14 protein-coding genes and 1 pseudogene are annotated in these 16,208 nt (G+C 72.2%); 7 read left to right on the top strand and 8 right to left on the bottom strand.

Translation table 11 applies throughout. From position 1 onward, the window contains the following. Positions 1 to 2: 2 nt before the first annotated feature. Complete coding sequence (locus ACZ5U5_RS05560) at positions 3 to 515, bottom strand: Lrp/AsnC family transcriptional regulator (protein ID WP_469016593.1); 513 nt, start codon at positions 513 to 515, stop codon at positions 3 to 5. 60 nt (positions 516 to 575) lie between these two features. On the opposite strand from ACZ5U5_RS05560, the gene ACZ5U5_RS05555 reads away from it, so the two are divergent. Continuing rightward, positions 576 to 1,817 carry a trans-sulfuration enzyme family protein gene (locus ACZ5U5_RS05555; RefSeq protein ID WP_469016590.1) on the top strand — a complete coding sequence of 414 codons (1,242 nt, stop codon included), beginning with the start codon at positions 576 to 578 and terminating at the stop codon, positions 1,815 to 1,817. On the opposite strand, the gene ACZ5U5_RS05550 is transcribed toward ACZ5U5_RS05555, so the two are convergent. Beyond that, a complete protein-coding gene (locus tag ACZ5U5_RS05550; RefSeq protein ID WP_469016587.1) occupies positions 1,756 to 3,171 on the bottom strand; it encodes a GNAT family N-acetyltransferase in 1,416 nt (471 codons plus the stop codon). The two genes, ACZ5U5_RS05555 and ACZ5U5_RS05550, sit on opposite strands and share 62 nt — an antisense overlap. A gap of 141 nt (positions 3,172 to 3,312) precedes the next feature. Further along, the gene (locus tag ACZ5U5_RS05545; protein WP_469016584.1) at positions 3,313 to 4,896 is read right to left on the bottom strand and encodes an alkaline phosphatase D family protein; all 1,584 of its coding nucleotides are present in this window, start codon (positions 4,894 to 4,896) and stop codon (positions 3,313 to 3,315) included. Between the two features lie 202 nt (positions 4,897 to 5,098). Between ACZ5U5_RS05545 and ACZ5U5_RS05540 the strand changes: the two genes are divergently transcribed. Then, positions 5,099 to 5,509: a VOC family protein gene (locus ACZ5U5_RS05540; RefSeq protein WP_469016582.1), complete on the top strand. Its 411-nt coding sequence runs from the start codon at positions 5,099 to 5,101 to the stop codon at positions 5,507 to 5,509. 19 nt (positions 5,510 to 5,528) lie between these two features. Here ACZ5U5_RS05540 and pdxR read toward each other — a convergent pair whose 3' ends face one another. Further along, the gene (gene pdxR / locus ACZ5U5_RS05535) at positions 5,529 to 6,971 is read right to left on the bottom strand and encodes a MocR-like pyridoxine biosynthesis transcription factor PdxR (protein WP_469016579.1); all 1,443 of its coding nucleotides are present in this window, start codon (positions 6,969 to 6,971) and stop codon (positions 5,529 to 5,531) included. A 103-nt stretch (positions 6,972 to 7,074) separates the two neighbouring features. Between pdxR and ACZ5U5_RS05530 the strand changes: the two are divergent. Further along, positions 7,075 to 7,911 (top strand): annotated as a pseudogene (locus ACZ5U5_RS05530) (DMT family transporter); the annotation flags it as partial. A gap of 24 nt (positions 7,912 to 7,935) precedes the next feature. Here ACZ5U5_RS05530 and ACZ5U5_RS05525 read toward each other — a convergent pair. Next, on the bottom strand, positions 7,936 to 8,781 hold the full coding sequence (locus tag ACZ5U5_RS05525) for an alpha/beta fold hydrolase (protein WP_469016576.1): 846 nt from the start codon (positions 8,779 to 8,781) through the stop codon (positions 7,936 to 7,938). A gap of 182 nt (positions 8,782 to 8,963) precedes the next feature. Between ACZ5U5_RS05525 and sigJ the strand changes: the two genes are divergently transcribed. Continuing rightward, complete coding sequence (gene sigJ, locus ACZ5U5_RS05520) at positions 8,964 to 9,854, top strand: RNA polymerase sigma factor SigJ (protein ID WP_469016991.1); 891 nt, start codon at positions 8,964 to 8,966, stop codon at positions 9,852 to 9,854. Between the two features lie 256 nt (positions 9,855 to 10,110). Continuing rightward, on the top strand, positions 10,111 to 10,872 hold the full coding sequence (locus tag ACZ5U5_RS05515) for a GntR family transcriptional regulator (protein ID WP_453451134.1): 762 nt from the start codon (positions 10,111 to 10,113) through the stop codon (positions 10,870 to 10,872). Between the two features lie 352 nt (positions 10,873 to 11,224). Here ACZ5U5_RS05515 and ACZ5U5_RS05510 read toward each other — a convergent pair whose 3' ends face one another. From ACZ5U5_RS05510 to ACZ5U5_RS05500, 3 genes are all read right to left on the bottom strand, one after another. Beyond that, positions 11,225 to 12,382 (bottom strand): ROK family transcriptional regulator, encoded by a 1,158-nt coding sequence (locus tag ACZ5U5_RS05510; RefSeq protein WP_469016572.1) that lies wholly within the window; start codon positions 12,380 to 12,382, stop codon positions 11,225 to 11,227. Between the two features lie 109 nt (positions 12,383 to 12,491). Next, positions 12,492 to 13,154 carry a response regulator transcription factor gene (locus tag ACZ5U5_RS05505; RefSeq protein ID WP_469016570.1) on the bottom strand — a complete coding sequence of 221 codons (663 nt, stop codon included), beginning with the start codon at positions 13,152 to 13,154 and terminating at the stop codon, positions 12,492 to 12,494. A 14-nt stretch (positions 13,155 to 13,168) separates the two neighbouring features. Beyond that, the gene (locus ACZ5U5_RS05500; RefSeq protein WP_469016567.1) at positions 13,169 to 14,383 is read right to left on the bottom strand and encodes a sensor histidine kinase; all 1,215 of its coding nucleotides are present in this window, start codon (positions 14,381 to 14,383) and stop codon (positions 13,169 to 13,171) included. Positions 14,384 to 14,491: 108 nt separating this feature from the next. Between ACZ5U5_RS05500 and ACZ5U5_RS05495 the strand changes: the two genes are divergently transcribed. Together ACZ5U5_RS05495 and ACZ5U5_RS05490 are read left to right on the top strand one after the other, a co-directional pair. Next, entirely contained in the window at positions 14,492 to 15,424 is a 933-nt protein-coding gene (locus ACZ5U5_RS05495) for an ABC transporter ATP-binding protein (protein ID WP_469016565.1), read from the top strand. A gap of 2 nt (positions 15,425 to 15,426) precedes the next feature. Next, positions 15,427 to 16,164 (top strand): ABC transporter permease, encoded by a 738-nt coding sequence (locus ACZ5U5_RS05490; RefSeq protein ID WP_469016562.1) that lies wholly within the window; start codon positions 15,427 to 15,429, stop codon positions 16,162 to 16,164. Positions 16,165 to 16,208 lie beyond the last annotated feature (44 nt).

Genomic DNA, 16,208 nt, shown 5'->3' with positions numbered 1-16,208 from the left:
CATCACGTTTGGCCGGAGGTCTCCCCCTGGTCAGCAGCCCCCGGGCCCGGCGGAAGGAGGGGGCCGCACTCCCACTGCTGGAAGATCAACCGGGTCTCCACCCGCGCCACTTCGCGACGCGCGGTGAACTCGTCGAGGACGAGCCGCTGGAGGTCCGCCGTGTCGGCCACCGCCACATGGACCAGATAGTCGTCCGGGCCCGCGAGATGGAACACCGACCGGGACTCGGGCAGCGCCCTGATCCGATCGACGAACGGCCCGACGAGCTCACGCCGGTGCGGACGCACCTGCACGGACAGCAGTGCCTCGAGGCCGCGGCCGAGTTTCGCCGGGTCGAGCCGCAGTTGATGTCCGAGAATCACCCCGGAGCGGCGCAATCGGGAGATACGGTCCAGGCAGGTCGACGGCGCGACGCCGACCTGCGCCGCGAGATCGCGGTAGGTGATCCGGGCATCGTTCTGCAGCAGCCGCAGGATGCGGAGATCCACCGGGTCGAGTACGACAGAATCAGCCACTTGCCGAACGTAGCACGGGGTTCAACCACCGGGCACCGGTCTTTGTTCAGGCTGTCCGGCATGGACACGAACACGGTATCTCCCGCACCCCGGGCTCTGGCCACCGAGGCGGTGCACGCCGGACGCGACGACCTCGCCGGCCTCGGCCTGCACGCCGCCCCGATCGACCTGTCCACCACCTATCCCTCGTACGACACCCGGGGCGAGGCCGCGCGCATCGACGCCTTCGCAGCCGACGGTGCCCTGGACGAAGGACCGCCCGTCTACGCCCGCCTCGCGAACCCCACCGTCGCCCGCTTCGAGACCGCTCTGGCCAGGCTCGAAGGCACCGAGAGCGCGGTCGCCTTCGCCAGCGGCATGGCGGCGCTGACCGCTGTCCTTCTCGTACGAGGAGCGGCGGGCCTGCGCCATGTCGTCGCCGTCCGCCCGCTGTACGGCTGCAGCGACCACCTCCTGACCGCGGGGCTCCTCGGCTCCGAGGTGACCTGGGTCGACCCCGCGGGGATAGCCGAGGCCATCCGCCCCGACACGGGCCTGGTTCTCGTCGAGTCTCCCGCCAACCCGACGCTGGCCGAACTGGATCTGCGTGCGGTGGCGCACGCCTGCGGGACGGTGCCGCTGCTCGCCGACAACACCTTCGCGACGCCCGTCCTGCAACGGCCCGTCGAGAGCGGGGCGCGGCTCGTGCTGCACAGCGCCACCAAGTACCTGGGCGGCCACGGTGACGTCCTGGGCGGAGTGGTCGCGTGCGACGAGGAGTTCGCACGGCAGCTGCGGCAGGTGCGGTTCGCCACCGGCGGGGTGCTGCATCCGCTCGCGGGATACCTGCTGCTGCGCGGGCTCTCCACGCTCCCGGTGCGGGTGCGTGCCGCCTCCGCGAACGCGGCGGAGCTCGCGCGGCGCCTGGCCGACGACCCGCGCGTGAGCCGGGTGCACTATCCGCGGCTCGGCGGCGCCATGGTCGCCTTCGAGGTCATCGGCGACCCGCACGAGGTGACCGCCGGGGTGCGGCTGATCACCCCGGCGGTCAGTCTCGGCAGCGTCGACACGCTCATCCAGCACCCGGCCTCCATCAGCCACCGCGTCGTGGACGCGGCGGACCGGCGCTCGTCGGGCGTCAGCGACAAGCTGCTGCGGCTGTCGGCCGGGCTCGAGGACGTCGAGGACCTGTGGCAGGACCTCGACCGTGCCCTCGGCCCTCAGCCGTCCGGCACCGGCGCGTCAACCGGAACGCACCGGGTCAGTGCCGCTCCGCCCGCCCCTGCGGCTGGTCGTACGGCAGTCGCGAACTCACCGGCGTAGCTTCGAGACGCGCGGTGATCACCAGCGTGCCCTCCTCGATCTGGTAGTCGAGGGGCAGCCCGAGGCCGCGCATGGCGGCGACCATGCCGGTGTTGGACGCCTGCGTCACCGCGTACACGCTCTCGCAGCCCGCCTCGACGGCCATCGTCACCAGGCGGCCGAGCAGTTCGCTGCCGATGCCGCGGCGCTGCCAGTCGTCCTCGACGAGCAGCGCGATCTCGGTCTCGTCCCCGTCCCAGAGCAGATGGCCGATGCCGACGATGCGCCCGGACGCGGTCTGCACCGCCAGGGTGCGGCCGAACCGCGGGCTGAGCAGGTGGGTGAGATAGCGGTCGGCGTCCCGAACGGGGCCGTGGTACCGCATGCCGAGGGTCCGCTGCGAGCAGCGGTCGTGCATGGCCTTGGCCGCTTCGACGTCAGTGGTGTCGGCCCGGCGCACGGTGATGGAGTTGCCCTCGGCGAGGGTCAGTACGTCCTGGCTGTGCGGGATGCGCGGTCCGAGCCGGGTGTCGAGCTCGACCAGGGCACGTGCGCGGGCGAACTCGGTCGGTGTGAACGGCAGATAGGGACGCTCCACGGTGATCACTTCACCCTCGGGGGCCTGCAGCCGAAGTACCGTCCCTTCGAGCGTGCCCTCGACGGGGGTGCCTTCGGTGGGCGTGTCCGCCCGCTGCCCGCCCGCGTTCTGCGTCTTCGCGGGCAGCGACCGGATGGTGCACCGGCCGAGCAACTGCCGCAGGGCGAGCGGGAGCTCGGCCGCGTCCAGGGCGGTACGGGTGGCCAGACCGAGGATGCGGGTGGGGGCGTCCACCAGGTCGTGGGCGTCCGCCCGCTCGATCCAGGTTCCCGAGCCGCCCGCGTGCGCGACGCCCCGGGTGATCTCCGCCGCGGGCAGGCCGGCGGGGGAGCGCAGCAGGAACTCGTCGACGGTGCCTTCGGCCAGCGGGTGCGCCTGGAGGCTCAGGATGTCGACCCTGGCGTGGGCCAGGGCCGTGCACAGGGCGGCGAGCGCGCCCGGCTCGTCCCGCACGGTGGTGCGCATCCGCCACAGGGTCGTCTCCCCTGTGGCCTCCTGCCCGGCGGCGTGCGGCCGGGCGCCGGTATCGTCCGCCGTCGGGGGTGCGTGGTTGTGGCGGCGTGCCCACCATGTGTGGAACCCGACCGTGGCAAGCAGCGCCACGGCCGAGATCACGAGCAGGGCGGGGCCGTCGGGGCCGTGCCCGATCATGTTCGCCACCGCGTCCGCCACGGCCACGGCCGTGAAGAGGGCGGCCAGTTCCACCAGATCGCGCCGCCAGTGGTGCACCGGGCGGCCGTGTTTGGTTCGCGTCACATCAGACATGTCAGCACTCATGCAGTCACTGTGGAGGAAGGGTGTTGCGTGATCACGAACGTTTTGTGACTGATGGGTTAAGACGCCTTCTGTCCCTTTAGTTCAATTTTGGCCTTTACCGAAGTGCGGACGCGACCTTTCGTTGCGCATTCGGGGGCGAAATCACTGCTGCCCCACCCGTCCCGGCCGCAGCACTTTCGTGAACAACACGCCGCCGCCCTCCTGGCGCAGCCGCACGGTCAGGTCCCCGCTGTGGCCATCGATGTCGATCTCGCCGAAGTACTGCGGGGTCTCGGCCGGCGAGGTGTTGGAGCGGTTCGACGCCTTGATGAAGCGCTGCTCGGCGCCGAAGGTCTGGTCGAGCTTGAGGGCCTGGAAGCCGCCCGCCGCCAGCGGCCCCGACACGAACTCCCAGAACGGCGCGAAGTCCTTGAACGCGGCGCGCGAGGGGTCGTAGTGCTGCGCCGACGTGTAGTGCACGTCCGCCGTCAGCCACACCGTTCCGGTGACCTTGCGGTGCTTGATGTGCCGCAGCAGTTCGGCGATCTGCAGCTCACGGCCGAGCGGCGCGCCGGGGTCGCCCTGCGCGACGGCCTCGAAGTTCGCCGAGCCGTCGGGCACGACGAGGCCCAGTGGCATGTCGGACGCGATGACCTTCCAGGTGGCGCGCGAACGCGACAGCTCACGCTTCAGCCACCGCAGTTGGCGGGCGCCCAGAATGCCGGTGGCGTCGTCGGGCTGCCGGCCGGGCGAGTTGGCGTTGCGGTACGAGCGCATGTCCAGGACGAAGACATCGAGGAGCGGTCCGTGCCGCAGCACGCGGTACACCCGCCCGTCCTCGTCACCCGGCGGCAGCGTCGAGATGGGGTAGTACTCGCTGAAGGCCCGCAGGGAGCGTCCGGCGAGGACGTCCACGTTCTTCTCCGTGTAGCGGGCGTCGGTCAGGATCTGCCCGGGGTACCAGTTGTTGCGCACCTCGTGGTCGTCCCACTGGACGATGGAGGGCACCTGGGCGTTGAAGCGCCGCAGGTTCTCGTCGAGGAGGTTGTAGCGGAAGGCGCCACGGAACTCCGCGAGCGACTCGGCGACCTTCGACTTCTCCTCCGTGGTCACGTTCCGCCACACCGTGCCGTCGGGCAGCGTGACGCTCGGCAGGATGGGCCCGTCGGCGTAGATGTTGTCGCCGCTGCACAGGAAGAAGTCAGGGTCCCTGCGGCGCATCTCGTCGAAGACGCGCCAGCCGCCCCGGTCCGGGTTGATGCCCCACCCCTGGCCCGCGATGTCCCCCGACCACAGGAAGCGCACCCCTTCCTTGCGCCCCTTCGGTGTCGTACGGAACGTGCCGGTGACCGGCTCTCCCGTGCGTCTGGGGTCGTCGGGGTCGGCCAAAACCACGCGGTAGTGGATCTGCTCGCCCGCGGGCAGCCCGCGTAGCCGCGTCGTCCCGGTGAAGTCGGTGCCGGGGCCCAGCAGCGGGCCCTTCCAGCGGGTGGGGTTGCGGAACGACTCGGTGGCCGAGGTCTCCACGATCATGCGGGCCGGCCGGTCGGAACGTACCCACACCAGACCCGCGTGCGCCGTCACGTCACCGGCCTGCACACCCCACTCGGCCCGCGGGCGCCCCGACCGGGCGAACGCCGGGGCCGCCCCGGCGAGGGACGGCACGGCCAACGCCGTCGGCACGGCGAGCGAGCCGCGCAGCACACTGCGGCGGCGAGGGGACGGGCTCGGTTGAGGGTGTGACATGGATGCGCCTCCAGTGACAGGTCCGGCCAGTGTGCAGGGCAACAACTAGTGGTGCGCGGCGGCGCACACACAAACCACAAGTGAACAACTGCCCATGGGCACAAGGGAACCGGTGTGCGAAGGCCGCGTCGCCCGGATCTTGGGCTGGTTAGGCTCGGCGGCAGCGGCGCGCGGCCGAGCGCGCCCCACCGAAGGAGGACCCATGCCCGTCAACGGTCAGAGCCACATACGTATCGCCCGCCCCTCCCGCGACCTCGCGGCGGCGGACCGCTTCTGGGTGGCGGGCCTCGGCCTCGACGTCCTGTGGCGGTCGCAGGGCGGCGGCGCTCCAGGCGAGCATGACCTGCTCATGGTGGGCTGGCCGGACGCCTCCTGGCATCTCGAACTCGTCCATGACACCGACAAGCCGGTCCTGCCCCGCCCCACGGAGGAGGACCTGCTCGTCATCTACCTCGACGAGCAGGTCCCCGACAGCCTCGTGGCCCGCCTGGAGGCGCACGGCGGCACGCGCGTACAGTCACCCAACCCGTACTGGAACGAGTGGGGCGTCACCGTCGAGGACCCCGACGGCTACCGCCTGGTGCTCTGCACGCGCGCGTGGGCCAACTCCTGATACGGCCGCTCCTACGCCGTCACCGGGCCGTCCCGTCGGCGTCACCGTGCCGGTGGTCCGCCTCGGCGAGCAGCCGCACCCCCTCGGCGATCCGGGCGGGAGTGAGGTGGGCGTAGCCGAGCACGAGGCGCACCCCGGGGCCGTCGGCCGTGCCGTAGTCGCTCAACGGGCGGACCGCGACCCCCGCCGCGGCTGCCCGCCGCAGGAAGTCGGCCTGCGAGCCCCGTTGCGGGGGCAGCCGGGCGATGACGTGCAGTCCGGCGGCGATGCCGGACACCTCCGTACCGGGAAAGTGCGCGTCGAGGGCGGCGACGAGCGCGTCCCTGCGTTCCCGGTAGGCGCGCTGACAGCGGCGCAACTGCCGGTCGTAGTCGCCGCGTTCGACGAAGCGCGCGAGGAGCGCCTGGTCAAGGGCCGGGTTGCCCAGGTCCATCATGCGTTTGCGGGCGACGACCTCATCGGTCATCGACTCCGGTACGAGCAGCCAGCCGAGGCGAAGACCCGGGGCGAGCGACTTGCTGACCGAGCCCGTGTAGGCGACGTGTCCGGGGTCGAGTCCTTGCAGCGCGCCCACCGGGGCGCGGTCGTAGCGGAAGTCCCCGTCGTAGTCGTCCTCGATGACCAGACCGTCCACCGCCCGTGCCCAGTCCAGAAGTTCGGTGCGCCGGCCGGCCGAATAGCCGATGCCCAGCGGGAACTGATGCGCGGGCGTGGTGACGACCGCCCGCAGCCCCCGCTCCCTCAGCACGCCGGTGTCGACACCCTCATCGTCGAGGGGCACCGGCACCGTGGCGACGTCCGCCGAGGCGAAGAGCTCGCCGTGCTGCGGGCTCCCCGGGTCCTCGACGCCGACGGCGCGCACCCCGCGCGCGTGCAGCACGAAAGCCACCAGGGCCATGGCCTGCGCCACGCCGGAACAGACGACGATCGCCTCGGGGTCCGCGACCACGCCCCGGCGGCGTACGAGCAGTTCGGCGAGGGCCGTACGCAGCCGGGGCAGGCCCCGCGGATCCGGATACCCGAGGGCGTGGTGGGGGAGTTCGGCCAGGACGCCGCGGTGTGCGGCCGCCCACGCGGCGCGCGGGAACAGGGACAGATCGGGGGTGCCCGCGATGAAGTCCACGCGCGCGTGGACCTCACGTGGCGCCAGATCGCGTGCGCCCGGTGCGGCCTTCCGCGCCGCGCCGCCCACCCAGGTGCCCGCGCCGCGGTCGCTGCGCAGATAGCCCTCGGCCGTCAACTGCTCGTACGCCTCCGTGACGAGCCCCCGTGAGACGCCCAGGTCGGCGGCGAGCTCACGGCTGGAGGGCAGCCGCGTCCCCGACGCGAGACGACCGGAGCGCACCGCCTCGCGCAGCGCCGACTGGAGGCTGCGGCCACGGCTGCGGGCGGGGGCGGCCGCGGCGGGGAGCAGCAGCTCCCAGGCGGCGCTCCCGGGCGCTCGGTCCGAACTCGATGGCACCGGGATACGCCTCCTTGGTTCATCAAGGGTTCCGAAGTGGTCCCCGAAACGGTCCCGGAAGTGGACCTTAAACCGGTCCGCGTCCGTTCCTAACGTCGGGGACATGAACGCGAACCTGACACGCGGGTCACTCCTGGCGGCCCTCGCCTGCCTCCTCGTCGGCGGCTCCTTCACCGCCAACAGCCTCCTCGGCGACTACCCGTACGCGGGCGGCCAGTTCCTGCGCTACGGCCTGGCCTGCCTGCTGCTCCTGCCGCTGCTCGGGCGGGGCGGCACGGCGCCGCTCCGCCGCCTCACACGCCGCCAGTGGGGGCGGCTCGCCGTGCTCGCCGCCGTCGGCATGGTCGGCTTCAACCTGGCGATCCTCGCCGCCGAACGCACGGCGGAACCTGCCGTACCGGGTGTCTTCGTAGGATGCGCCCCGGTCGTCGTGGCGGTCATCGTGCCGCTCCTGGAGGGCCGTCAGCCCCAACGCCTGGTCATGTACGGGGCGTTGATCGTGGCCGTCGGAGCCTTCACCGTGCAGGGGTGGGGCCGTACGGACGGGCTCGGCATCCTCTTCTCCGTATGCGCGCTGGCGGGCGAGGTCGGCTTCGCGGTCCTCGCCGTCCCCGTGCTGCGCCCGCTCGGCCCGAAGCTGCTCTCCGCGACGGTCTGCGGGATCGCCGCCGCCGAGTCCGCCGTCATCGGTGTCGTGACGGACGGCGGGAACTTCCTGCGGATGCCCGGCTCCACCGAGGCGGCGGCCCTGCTGTGGCAGGCGGCGATCGTCACCGTCATCGGCTTCGTCTGCTGGTACTCGGGCATCCAGCGCATCGGCGCCGAGCGGGCCACCCTCTTCTCCGGCCTCATTCCCGTGGCGGCGGCCTTCACCGCCCCCTTGGTCGGCACCGGCACCTACGGAGTCCCGCAGGCCGTGGGCAGCGCGCTCGTGGGCGCCGGGGTGGCCGTGGGCTCCGGCGTGCTACGCGGCCGGCGTACGGCGGCAGGTGTCCAGGACGACGCGCGAGACGAGAGCCGGGTCGTCGTGCATCGGGACGTGACCGCAGCCCGGAAGCCGCACCAGACGCGCCGCGGGGACGACGTGCTTGGCACGGACGCCCTGGCGGCGCAGCAGGATCCGGTCGCGCGAGCCCCACGCGACGGTGACCGCGATGCCGGGCACGTCGTCGCCGAAGAGCACCTCACGCCCGGCGGCCAGGGTCTGCTCGAACCCCTTGGCGTCGCGCAGCGCGAGCGTCTCGGCGACGACCGCCTCGGGTGAGCGGCGCCCGGGGTGGGCGTAGATGGTGCTGGTCAGCGCCGTACGTCCGGCCACGCTCCGGGAGAGCCGTTCGATCAGCGGCAACGGAAGGAGTCGCGCGCCGTGCCGCATGGCGAGCAGGGTGTTGAACGCGTACCGCCGTTCACCGGGCGTCCAGAAGCCCGCGGGGGACAGCGCGGTCACCGAGCGCACGAGCTTTTCCCGGCCGAGTTCCAGGGCGAGCAGGCCGCCCAGCGAGTTGCCGGCCACGTGCGGACGCTCGATCTCCAGGGCCTCGCACAGCGCCCCGAGCACGGAAACCACCGTGGTGATGTCGTAGGGCAGCCCGTCGGGCAGGGCGGGGGACTCCCCGAAGCCCGGCAGGTCCACGGCTATCACGTCGTACTCCGCGGCCAGAATGCCGAGCACCGGGTCCCACGCCTGGCGGTGGTGCCCGATGCCGTGCAGCAGGAGCAGTGGCTCGCCCCGGCCCGTGCGTTCGTAGGCCACGGACATCGTCCGTGGGCCGCCCGGGGTTTCGACGCCGAAGGACACCTCTGCGGCCATTGCTGCTCCAGTCCCCGTCGCCCGGCGACGGTCCTCAGACACCTTAGACACCTTGTCAGCAACAATTACCGCTCAGTAGCCTCCAGTTCAAGAGGGTGGGGACAACGGCCGTGAAGCCGGTGTGGGGCGTGACGCATCGAATTCGCCTGGACACCGGGTGGTCCGTCGGCTGGGATGGAGAGGTGGCGACCGACACCGTGACCGACGTCTTCGAAGAGCACCGGCCCGTTCTGATGGGCGTGGCCTACCGCATGCTCGGCCGGGTGGCCGACGCCGAGGACGTCGTGCAGGAGTCCTGGCTGCGCTGGGCTGCGGCCGACCGCTCACAAGTGCGCGAACCCCGTGGCTACTTGGTGCGGGTCACCACCCGGCTCGCCATCGACCGCCTGCGCCACGTCCAGTCACGACGCGAGTCCTACGTGGGGCAATGGCTGCCCGAACCCCTCGTCACGGACTTCGGGCCGACCGTCCCCGACACCGCTGAGCATGCCGTGCTCGCCGACTCGGTTTCCATCGCCGTGCTGGTCGTCCTGGAGTCGCTCTCGCCCCTGGAGCGCGCGGTGTTCGTGCTGCGGGAGGCCTTCGGGTTCCCCTTCTCGGAGATCGCCCTCACGCTGGACCGCGGCGAGGCTGCCGTGCGGCAGCTCGCGGCGCGGGCCCGCAAGCACGTCGACGAGGGCAGGCCGCGCTACGACGTGGATCCGGACGAGCGCAGAGATCTGACCGAGCGGTTCCTCGCCGCGGCGAGCAGCGGCGACCTTGACGGTCTGATGTCCCTGCTCGCGCCGGGCGTGCGTCTCGTCGGCGACAGCGGCGGCAAGGCCAAGGCGCCGCTGCGCGTCATCGAGACGGCCGACAAGGTGGGCCGCTTCCTCGACGGCGCGGCCCGCAGGGGCGTGTCGGCGGACGCGGAGCTGGAGGCCCGCTTCCTGGAGGTCAACGGCGCGAGCTCCGTCCTCCTCCTGGCCGACGGCAAACCGGACTCCCTCTTCCAACTGGACGTCGTCGACGGGCTGATCGCGTACGTCTACATCATCCGCAACCCGGACAAGCTGGTCGGACTCGCCCCCTAGGGGACTCCAGCTGTCCATGTGACGGACCCCCGCCTGTACAGGACGGGGGTTTTTGTCTTGTTCGCCATGCTTGCGTGACCCCACGCCAACAACACATGAATGCTCTGTGGCATCGTCCCTGTGCGCGCTGTAACGGATCGAGGATTGGTCTTGACCAAGGGTGGGTGCCGCTCTATCGTCGCAGAGATAGTGCAGGAACCTTTAATAAACAAGGGCGCTAAAAAGCCGCCGGCACACGGCGATTGCGGAGGACAGGGTGGGGACCACGCAGCTGGAAACGGCACCGGAGCCGAAGTACTGGCACCTCAAGACCGTGCTCAGCGAGGCACTCGACTCCGAGTTCGCCGTCGGCGAGATCCTGCCCAACGAACGTGATCTCGCCGCCCGGTTCGGTGTCGCCCGCGCCACGCTCCGCCAGGCACTCGAACAGCTGGAGCTCGAAGGCAGGCTGCAGCGCCGTCGCGGGGTCGGCACGACCGTCGCTCCGCCGCGGATGGGTGTGGCCGTCGGATCCGCACAGGGCACATGGCCGGGCGAGGTCGGCGACGCCTGGCAGCCCGCCGACTGCGCACCGGCGGTCCCGCCCGCGGAGGTGGCCCGCATGCTGGCGGCCGACCCCGACGAGCAGGTGCACGTGGTGCGTCGTACGCGCGTCTCGCACGGCCAGCCCGTGGCCGCCGAGCTGTTGTACGTGCCGATGTCGTCCGTCGCGGAGCTCTCCGCCATCGACGCGCCGTCGGGACCGGCACGCGCGCGTGGCGTCCTGCGTGAGCTGCACCGGCTCGGCCTCGAAGGGCAGGACCGCGCCGTCGAGCTCGGCTCGGCCCGCGCGGACGACGCCAAGGCGCTCGACCGGCTGCCCGGAGCGCCGGTCCTCGTCGTGACGACCCGCTTCTTCGCCGAGGGACGCACCGCCGCGGTATCCGTGGCGACGTACCGCGCGGACACCTGCCGCCTCACGTTCGGCGACGCGGGCGGCGTCGAAATCCACCACGGCCCGGAACGCCGGGCTTCCTAGGCCCCGATCCGAGCCGGTCTCGCCTGTTTCGACGTCCCGGCGTCGGGTTTCACCGTGGCCCGGAGCGTGCGGCTTCCTGAGCCTCGGTTTGGTCCGGTCGCCGGATTCGGCGCGGCGTCTCAGGCGCAACGCGTCCATCGCACGGCCGCTTGGCCGTGCGACGGGGCACGCCGAGATTCAAGGCGGCCCGGACGCCGGGCTTTCTGCCCCCCATCCGAGTCCGCGGCTCAGCGTGCAACGCCCCCGTCGCGACGCCCTTTTCGCCGTGCGACGCGGGCGGCGTCGAGGTCGACCGCGGCCAGGAGCGCCGGGCCGCCCGTCGGCGGCGTTACCCCGGTCCGGCCCAGCGGGCTCAGCGCCGCGCCGTGACCGTTCCCTCGACCGCGAACAGTTGCTCTTCGACGTGGTCGAGGGCGAGCCGCAGCGCACCCGTCGCGACGGCCGCTTCGCCGAGCATCGACAGGGCGACCCGGGGCGGCCGCAGGCAGTAGCGCGCCAACTCGCGGCGCAGCGGCTCCAGTACACCGTCCAGACCTGCGGCCCAGCCGCCCACGACGACCAGCTCGGGGTCCAGGGCGAGCACCAGCGCCGCCACATCGTGCACCAGGCGCTGGATGAACCGCTCGACGGCCTGCTGCGCCCGCTCGTCGCCCTCGCGCGCGTGGGCGAAGACCTCCGCCACCGCCTGCTCGTCAAGGGGGTGCAGGGGCTCGTCCGTAGTCGAGAGGAGCGTCTCCGGGGTCACGTCACGGCCAAGGAGATGCAGCGCGCCGATCTCCCCGGCGGCGCCGCCGTAGCCGCGGTGCAGCCGCCCGCCGATCAGCGCACCGGCCCCGGGACTGAGCCCCGCGAGGACGAACACCACGTCGTCGGACTCGGTCGCCGCACCCTTCCAGTGCTCGGCCACGGCCGCCGTGTTCGCGTCGTTCTCCACCAGGACCGGGCACTTGAAGGACCGGCGAAGGCGCTCGCCCAGCTGCAGCCCCGTCCACTCGGGCAGCGCGGTGCCCAGCCGGACCGTGCCGTCCGCCTCCACGATGCCGGGGCTGCCGACGCCCACCGCGCGCAAGGAGCTGCGGGCGATCCCGCCGCGGCGCAGCAGATCGGCGACCGCCATGCGCAGCCGCTCCAGGCGCTCGTCGGCCGGGGCCGTCTCGTCCACGGCCTTGGCGGCCGAGCCAAGGACGCGGCCGTCCAGATCCGAGAGGACCGCGGCGACCCGGTGCGGGCCGATCTCCAGGCCGAGCAGATGCCCCGCCTCGGCCCGGAAGCGGAACCTCCGCGCGGGCCTTCCCTGACGTCTGGCCGCGCCTTCCTCGGCGGCGGTCTCCACCACGAGCCCGGCCTCGATCAGCCCCTCGACCACGCCCTCGACGGTCGGCCTGGAAAGCCCCGTCACCCGGGTGATCTCGGTCAGTGTCGCGAAGTCCGCCGCACGCAGCGCGTGCAGCACCACCGCGGAGTTGATCCGCCGCAGCAGAGAGGGATCCCCGCCGGTCAGCCGCCCCAACGTCCGTCCTCCCAGCTCGTGCGCATGATGGGCGGATCGTACTCGCCACCACCGGCCGCGGCGAGCGCCGGGCCCACCTGTGACACAGAGTGCCGGTCAGCCGTGGCCCTCATCCCGGCGCCACAAAACCGGATTCGTACGCGGCGATGACCGCCTGTGTCCGGTCCCGGGCGCCCAGCTTCGCCAGCACGGAGCTCACATGTGACTTGACCGTCTCGGTGCCGACGATCAGCTCCGTGGCGATCTCCGCGTTCGACAGGCCGCGTGCCATGAGGCGCAGCACCGCCGCTTCACGGTCGGTGAGCGCGGCCCGGTCCAAGGCGTCCCTGGCGGCGGCGTTGCCGGGCCGTCGCCCGTACTCGCCGGCCAACTGCCGAACCGCCGCGGGGAACAGCAGCGACTCTCCCTCCGCGACAAGGCGGACGGCGTTCACGATCTCCGCGGGGCGGGCGCGCTTCAGCAGGAAGCCGTCGGCGCCCGCGCGCAGCGCCTCGTACACGTACTCGTCGTTCTCGAAGGTCGTCACGACGAGGATTTTCGGGGGGTCCTGCACGGTGCGCAGGACCGCGCGCGTGGCCTCGATGCCGTCGAGGAGCGGCATACGGACGTCCATGGCGACCACGTCCGGCCGCAGTTGGCGCACGAGCGGGATCACCGCGGCGCCGTCGGCCGCCTCGCCGACCACCTCGATGTCGGGCTGCGCCTCGAGGACGGCGCGCAGTCCGGCGCGTACGAGAGGTTCGTCGTCGACAAGGAGGACTGTGACCGGCATCCGGTCAGCGTAGATCACCCCAGCGGCAACTCGACGTGCACCTGCCACTCGCCCTCACGGGGGCCCGTCGTGGCCCGGCCGCCGAGCAGCGTGGCCCGCTCCCGGATGCCGCGCAGCCCGCTGCCGCCACGCCCGGTGACCTCACCTCCCGTGGGCAGAGGGTTGCGTACGTCGATCTCCATTGCCGCGGCGTCGACCGCGAGCCGCACCCGTACCGGAACAGGACCGCAGTGGCGCAGCACGTTCGTGAGGGCCTCCTGGAGCATGCGGTAGGCCTCGCGGGACACCGGACCGGGCACTTGTTCCAAGGGGCCCGCCACCTCGGTGTCGACCTTCGCCCCCGAAGCGCGTGCGGAGTCCAGGAGTTGGCCGGCGTCGGCGAGTGTGGGGCGGCGGCTCGCGGGCTGCCCGTCCTCCCGCAGCACACGCAGGACACGCTCCAGGTCCTCCAGGGCGGCACGGCCCGTCTCCTCGATCGCGCCCAGCGCGCGGTCGGTGAACTCCGGGTCCGCCGCGGCCCGCGCGGCGCCCGCCTGGACGACCGCGACGGTCAGCGCGTGCCCGATGGAATCGTGCAGCTCGCGGGCGATGCGGTTGCGTTCGAGGAGCTGCTCGGTGCGCTCCTCCAGAGCGGCCAGACGCTCCTTGGGGGAGGGGCCGAGCAGCCGTCGCGCGGCCGTTGCCATCAGCCGGCCCGCCACCACGGCGAGCGCGAGGAGGAGCAGCAGGGGCAGCGGGGCGAGCAACGCGTTCGTCCAACTCGGGCCGGGCACGGGGAGGAGCACATCAGGGTCCTCGCCGGGCTCCGTCACCGACCCGAGCAGGGCCAGCATGGTGCCGAGCAACTGCACCGTGCAGAACGCCGCCACGGCCCCGGCCTCAAGGCGCAGCACGAGCCACACCGCCGTCCTGCCGCGGTCCCGCCAGGACGCGGAGGGAGCGACGGAGACGCCGGGGTCCTCGTCGGCACCCGGCACGCGCGCGTGCTGCCCCGGGAACAGCATCAGGCGGGCCTGCAGTCCCTCCGCCCGGCGTATGGACGGCAGGACGGCGGTGGCCGCCACCAGGGGGATCGGCTGGAGGGCGATCAATATCCAGTCAGCGAACGCGGGATCGCTGAGCCCGGGATAGATGAAGGAGATCATCAAGGGGATGGCCGCGCCGATGAGCAGGTGCAGCCAGCGCGTGTAGGTCACCGCACGGGTGAGCGGCCACAGGAAGCGGGACATCGCGCCATCGTGCCAGCCACCTGCCGTCGCCCGGCTCCCCCATGAGGGGGAGACGCGACCCCTGGGCGGGGGAAGCCCCACCGCAGCCCCTGCCGCCAGTCTGGGCCCATGACCAGCATCGACGTCCAAGACCTCAGCAAGGAGTACGGCACCACCCGCGCGGTGGACGGACTGACCTTCACCGTCCGGCCGGGGAAGGTCACCGGGTTCCTCGGCCCCAACGGCGCGGGCAAGTCCACCACCATGCGGCTCGTCCTCGGCCTGGACCGGCCCACTTCGGGCACGGCGACGGTGGGCGGCCGCTCCTATGCGGCCATCGACGAACCGCTGCGCCACGTGGGGGCCCTGCTCGACGCCCAGGCCGCGCACGGATCGCGTACCGCACGCAACCACCTCGTCGCCCTCGCCACCGCCAACCGCATCCCCGCGCGGCGCGTGGACGAGGTCCTCGAAGAGGCCGGGCTCGCCACTGTCGCGGGGCGCCGGATCAAGACGTTCTCCCTCGGCATGCGCCAGCGCCTGGGAATTGCGGCAGCACTGCTCGGCGACCCGCGCGTCATCATGCTGGACGAGCCGTCCAACGGCCTCGACCCCGAAGGCATCATCTGGATCCGCGAACTCCTGCGCCGCCTCGCCCGGGAGGGCCGCACGGTCCTCGTGTCGAGCCACCTCATGAACGAGACCGCCACGTTCGCCGACCACCTGGTGGTCCTCGGCCGCGGAAAGCTGCTCGCGGACACCTCGATGGAGGACTTCATCGCGGCCCACAGCAGCCCCCGCGTGCGGCTGTGTACCCCGGAGAGTGACCGGCTGCGGGGCCTGCTGCGTGACAAGGGGTACGCGATGACGCCGGGCGAGGACGGCCGCTGGACCGTGGACGGTGCGAAGGCAGAGGAGATCGGTTCCATCGCGGCCGGACACGGCATCCCTCTCCTCGAACTCTCCGACCAGCAGGCCTCCCTGGAGCAGGCTTACCTTGCCCTCACGGCCGACGACACCGAGTTCGCCGCCGCCCCTTCGACGCCCCGCCAGGAGGCCTGACCATGCAGACGACCGCCGTGCTCCACTCGGAGTGGATCAAGATCAAGTCGGTGCGGGCCAGCCTCGGTTCGCTCGTCGCCGTCTTCGTGGCCACCGTCGCCATCACCGTGCTCGCGTTCGCCGCGGTCGGCACGGCCGAGGCGGACAACGCCGACTACGAACCGCTCTTCGGCGCCTTCTACGCACTCAACTTCGGCCAGATCGCCGCCATCAGCTTCGGCACGACGGCGATGTCCTCCGAGTACGTGAACGGCGCGCTGCGGATCTCGCTCTCCGCGGTGCCGCGCCGGGGGCTCTTCTACGGGGCCAAGGTCGCGGTGGTGGGCGCCCTGGCCCTCGGCGTGGGGGTGCTCACCAGCTTCGTCGGCTTCCTGACCGGTCAGGCGTTCCTGGGTGAGTACGCCATCGGCCTCGGCCACGAGGGTGCCGTCCGGGCGTGCCTCGGCGGCGGCGTCTACCTGGCGCTCATGGCGCTGTTCGCCGCAGGACTGACCGTGCTGCTGCGCAGCGGAGTCGCCGTACTGAGCATCCTCATCCCGTTCACGCTCATCGTGTCCTTCGTGGTCGGGGACGTCGCGAGCGGCGCCGCGGAGTTCCTCCCCGACCGGGCAGGGCAGCAGGTGCTCCACGAGAACCCCACCGGAACTCTCGGCCCCTGGACGGGACTTGCCGTCACCGCGGTGTGGGCCGCCGCCGCGCTGCTCGCGGGCTGGTGGGCGCTGCGGCGGCGCGACGCGTGAGGCAGGTGTCCGGATGGTGACCTCGGGTGCCTGACGGCGGGCCA

This window comes from Streptomyces sp. NPDC033177, from assembly GCF_055577715.1.
This window is presented reverse-complemented; position numbering and strand designations above follow the sequence as displayed.

Bases quoted from the DNA above. Each gene is read 5' to 3' on its own strand.
- ACZ5U5_RS05555 (WP_469016590.1), top strand. From the start codon at position 576: ATGGACACGAACACGGTATCTCCCGCACCCCGGGCTCTGGCCACCGAG.
- ACZ5U5_RS05550 (WP_469016587.1), bottom strand. From the start codon at position 3,171: ATGAGTGCTGACATGTCTGATGTGACGCGAACCAAACACGGCCGCCCG.
- ACZ5U5_RS05545 (WP_469016584.1), bottom strand. From the start codon at position 4,896: ATGTCACACCCTCAACCGAGCCCGTCCCCTCGCCGCCGCAGTGTGCTG.
- ACZ5U5_RS05540 (WP_469016582.1), top strand. From the start codon at position 5,099: ATGCCCGTCAACGGTCAGAGCCACATACGTATCGCCCGCCCCTCCCGC.
- ACZ5U5_RS05525 (WP_469016576.1), bottom strand. From the start codon at position 8,781: ATGGCCGCAGAGGTGTCCTTCGGCGTCGAAACCCCGGGCGGCCCACGG.
- ACZ5U5_RS05505 (WP_469016570.1), bottom strand. From the start codon at position 13,154: ATGCCGGTCACAGTCCTCCTTGTCGACGACGAACCTCTCGTACGCGCC.
- ACZ5U5_RS05500 (WP_469016567.1), bottom strand. From the start codon at position 14,383: ATGTCCCGCTTCCTGTGGCCGCTCACCCGTGCGGTGACCTACACGCGC.
- ACZ5U5_RS05495 (WP_469016565.1), top strand. From the start codon at position 14,492: ATGACCAGCATCGACGTCCAAGACCTCAGCAAGGAGTACGGCACCACC.
- ACZ5U5_RS05490 (WP_469016562.1), top strand. From the start codon at position 15,427: ATGCAGACGACCGCCGTGCTCCACTCGGAGTGGATCAAGATCAAGTCG.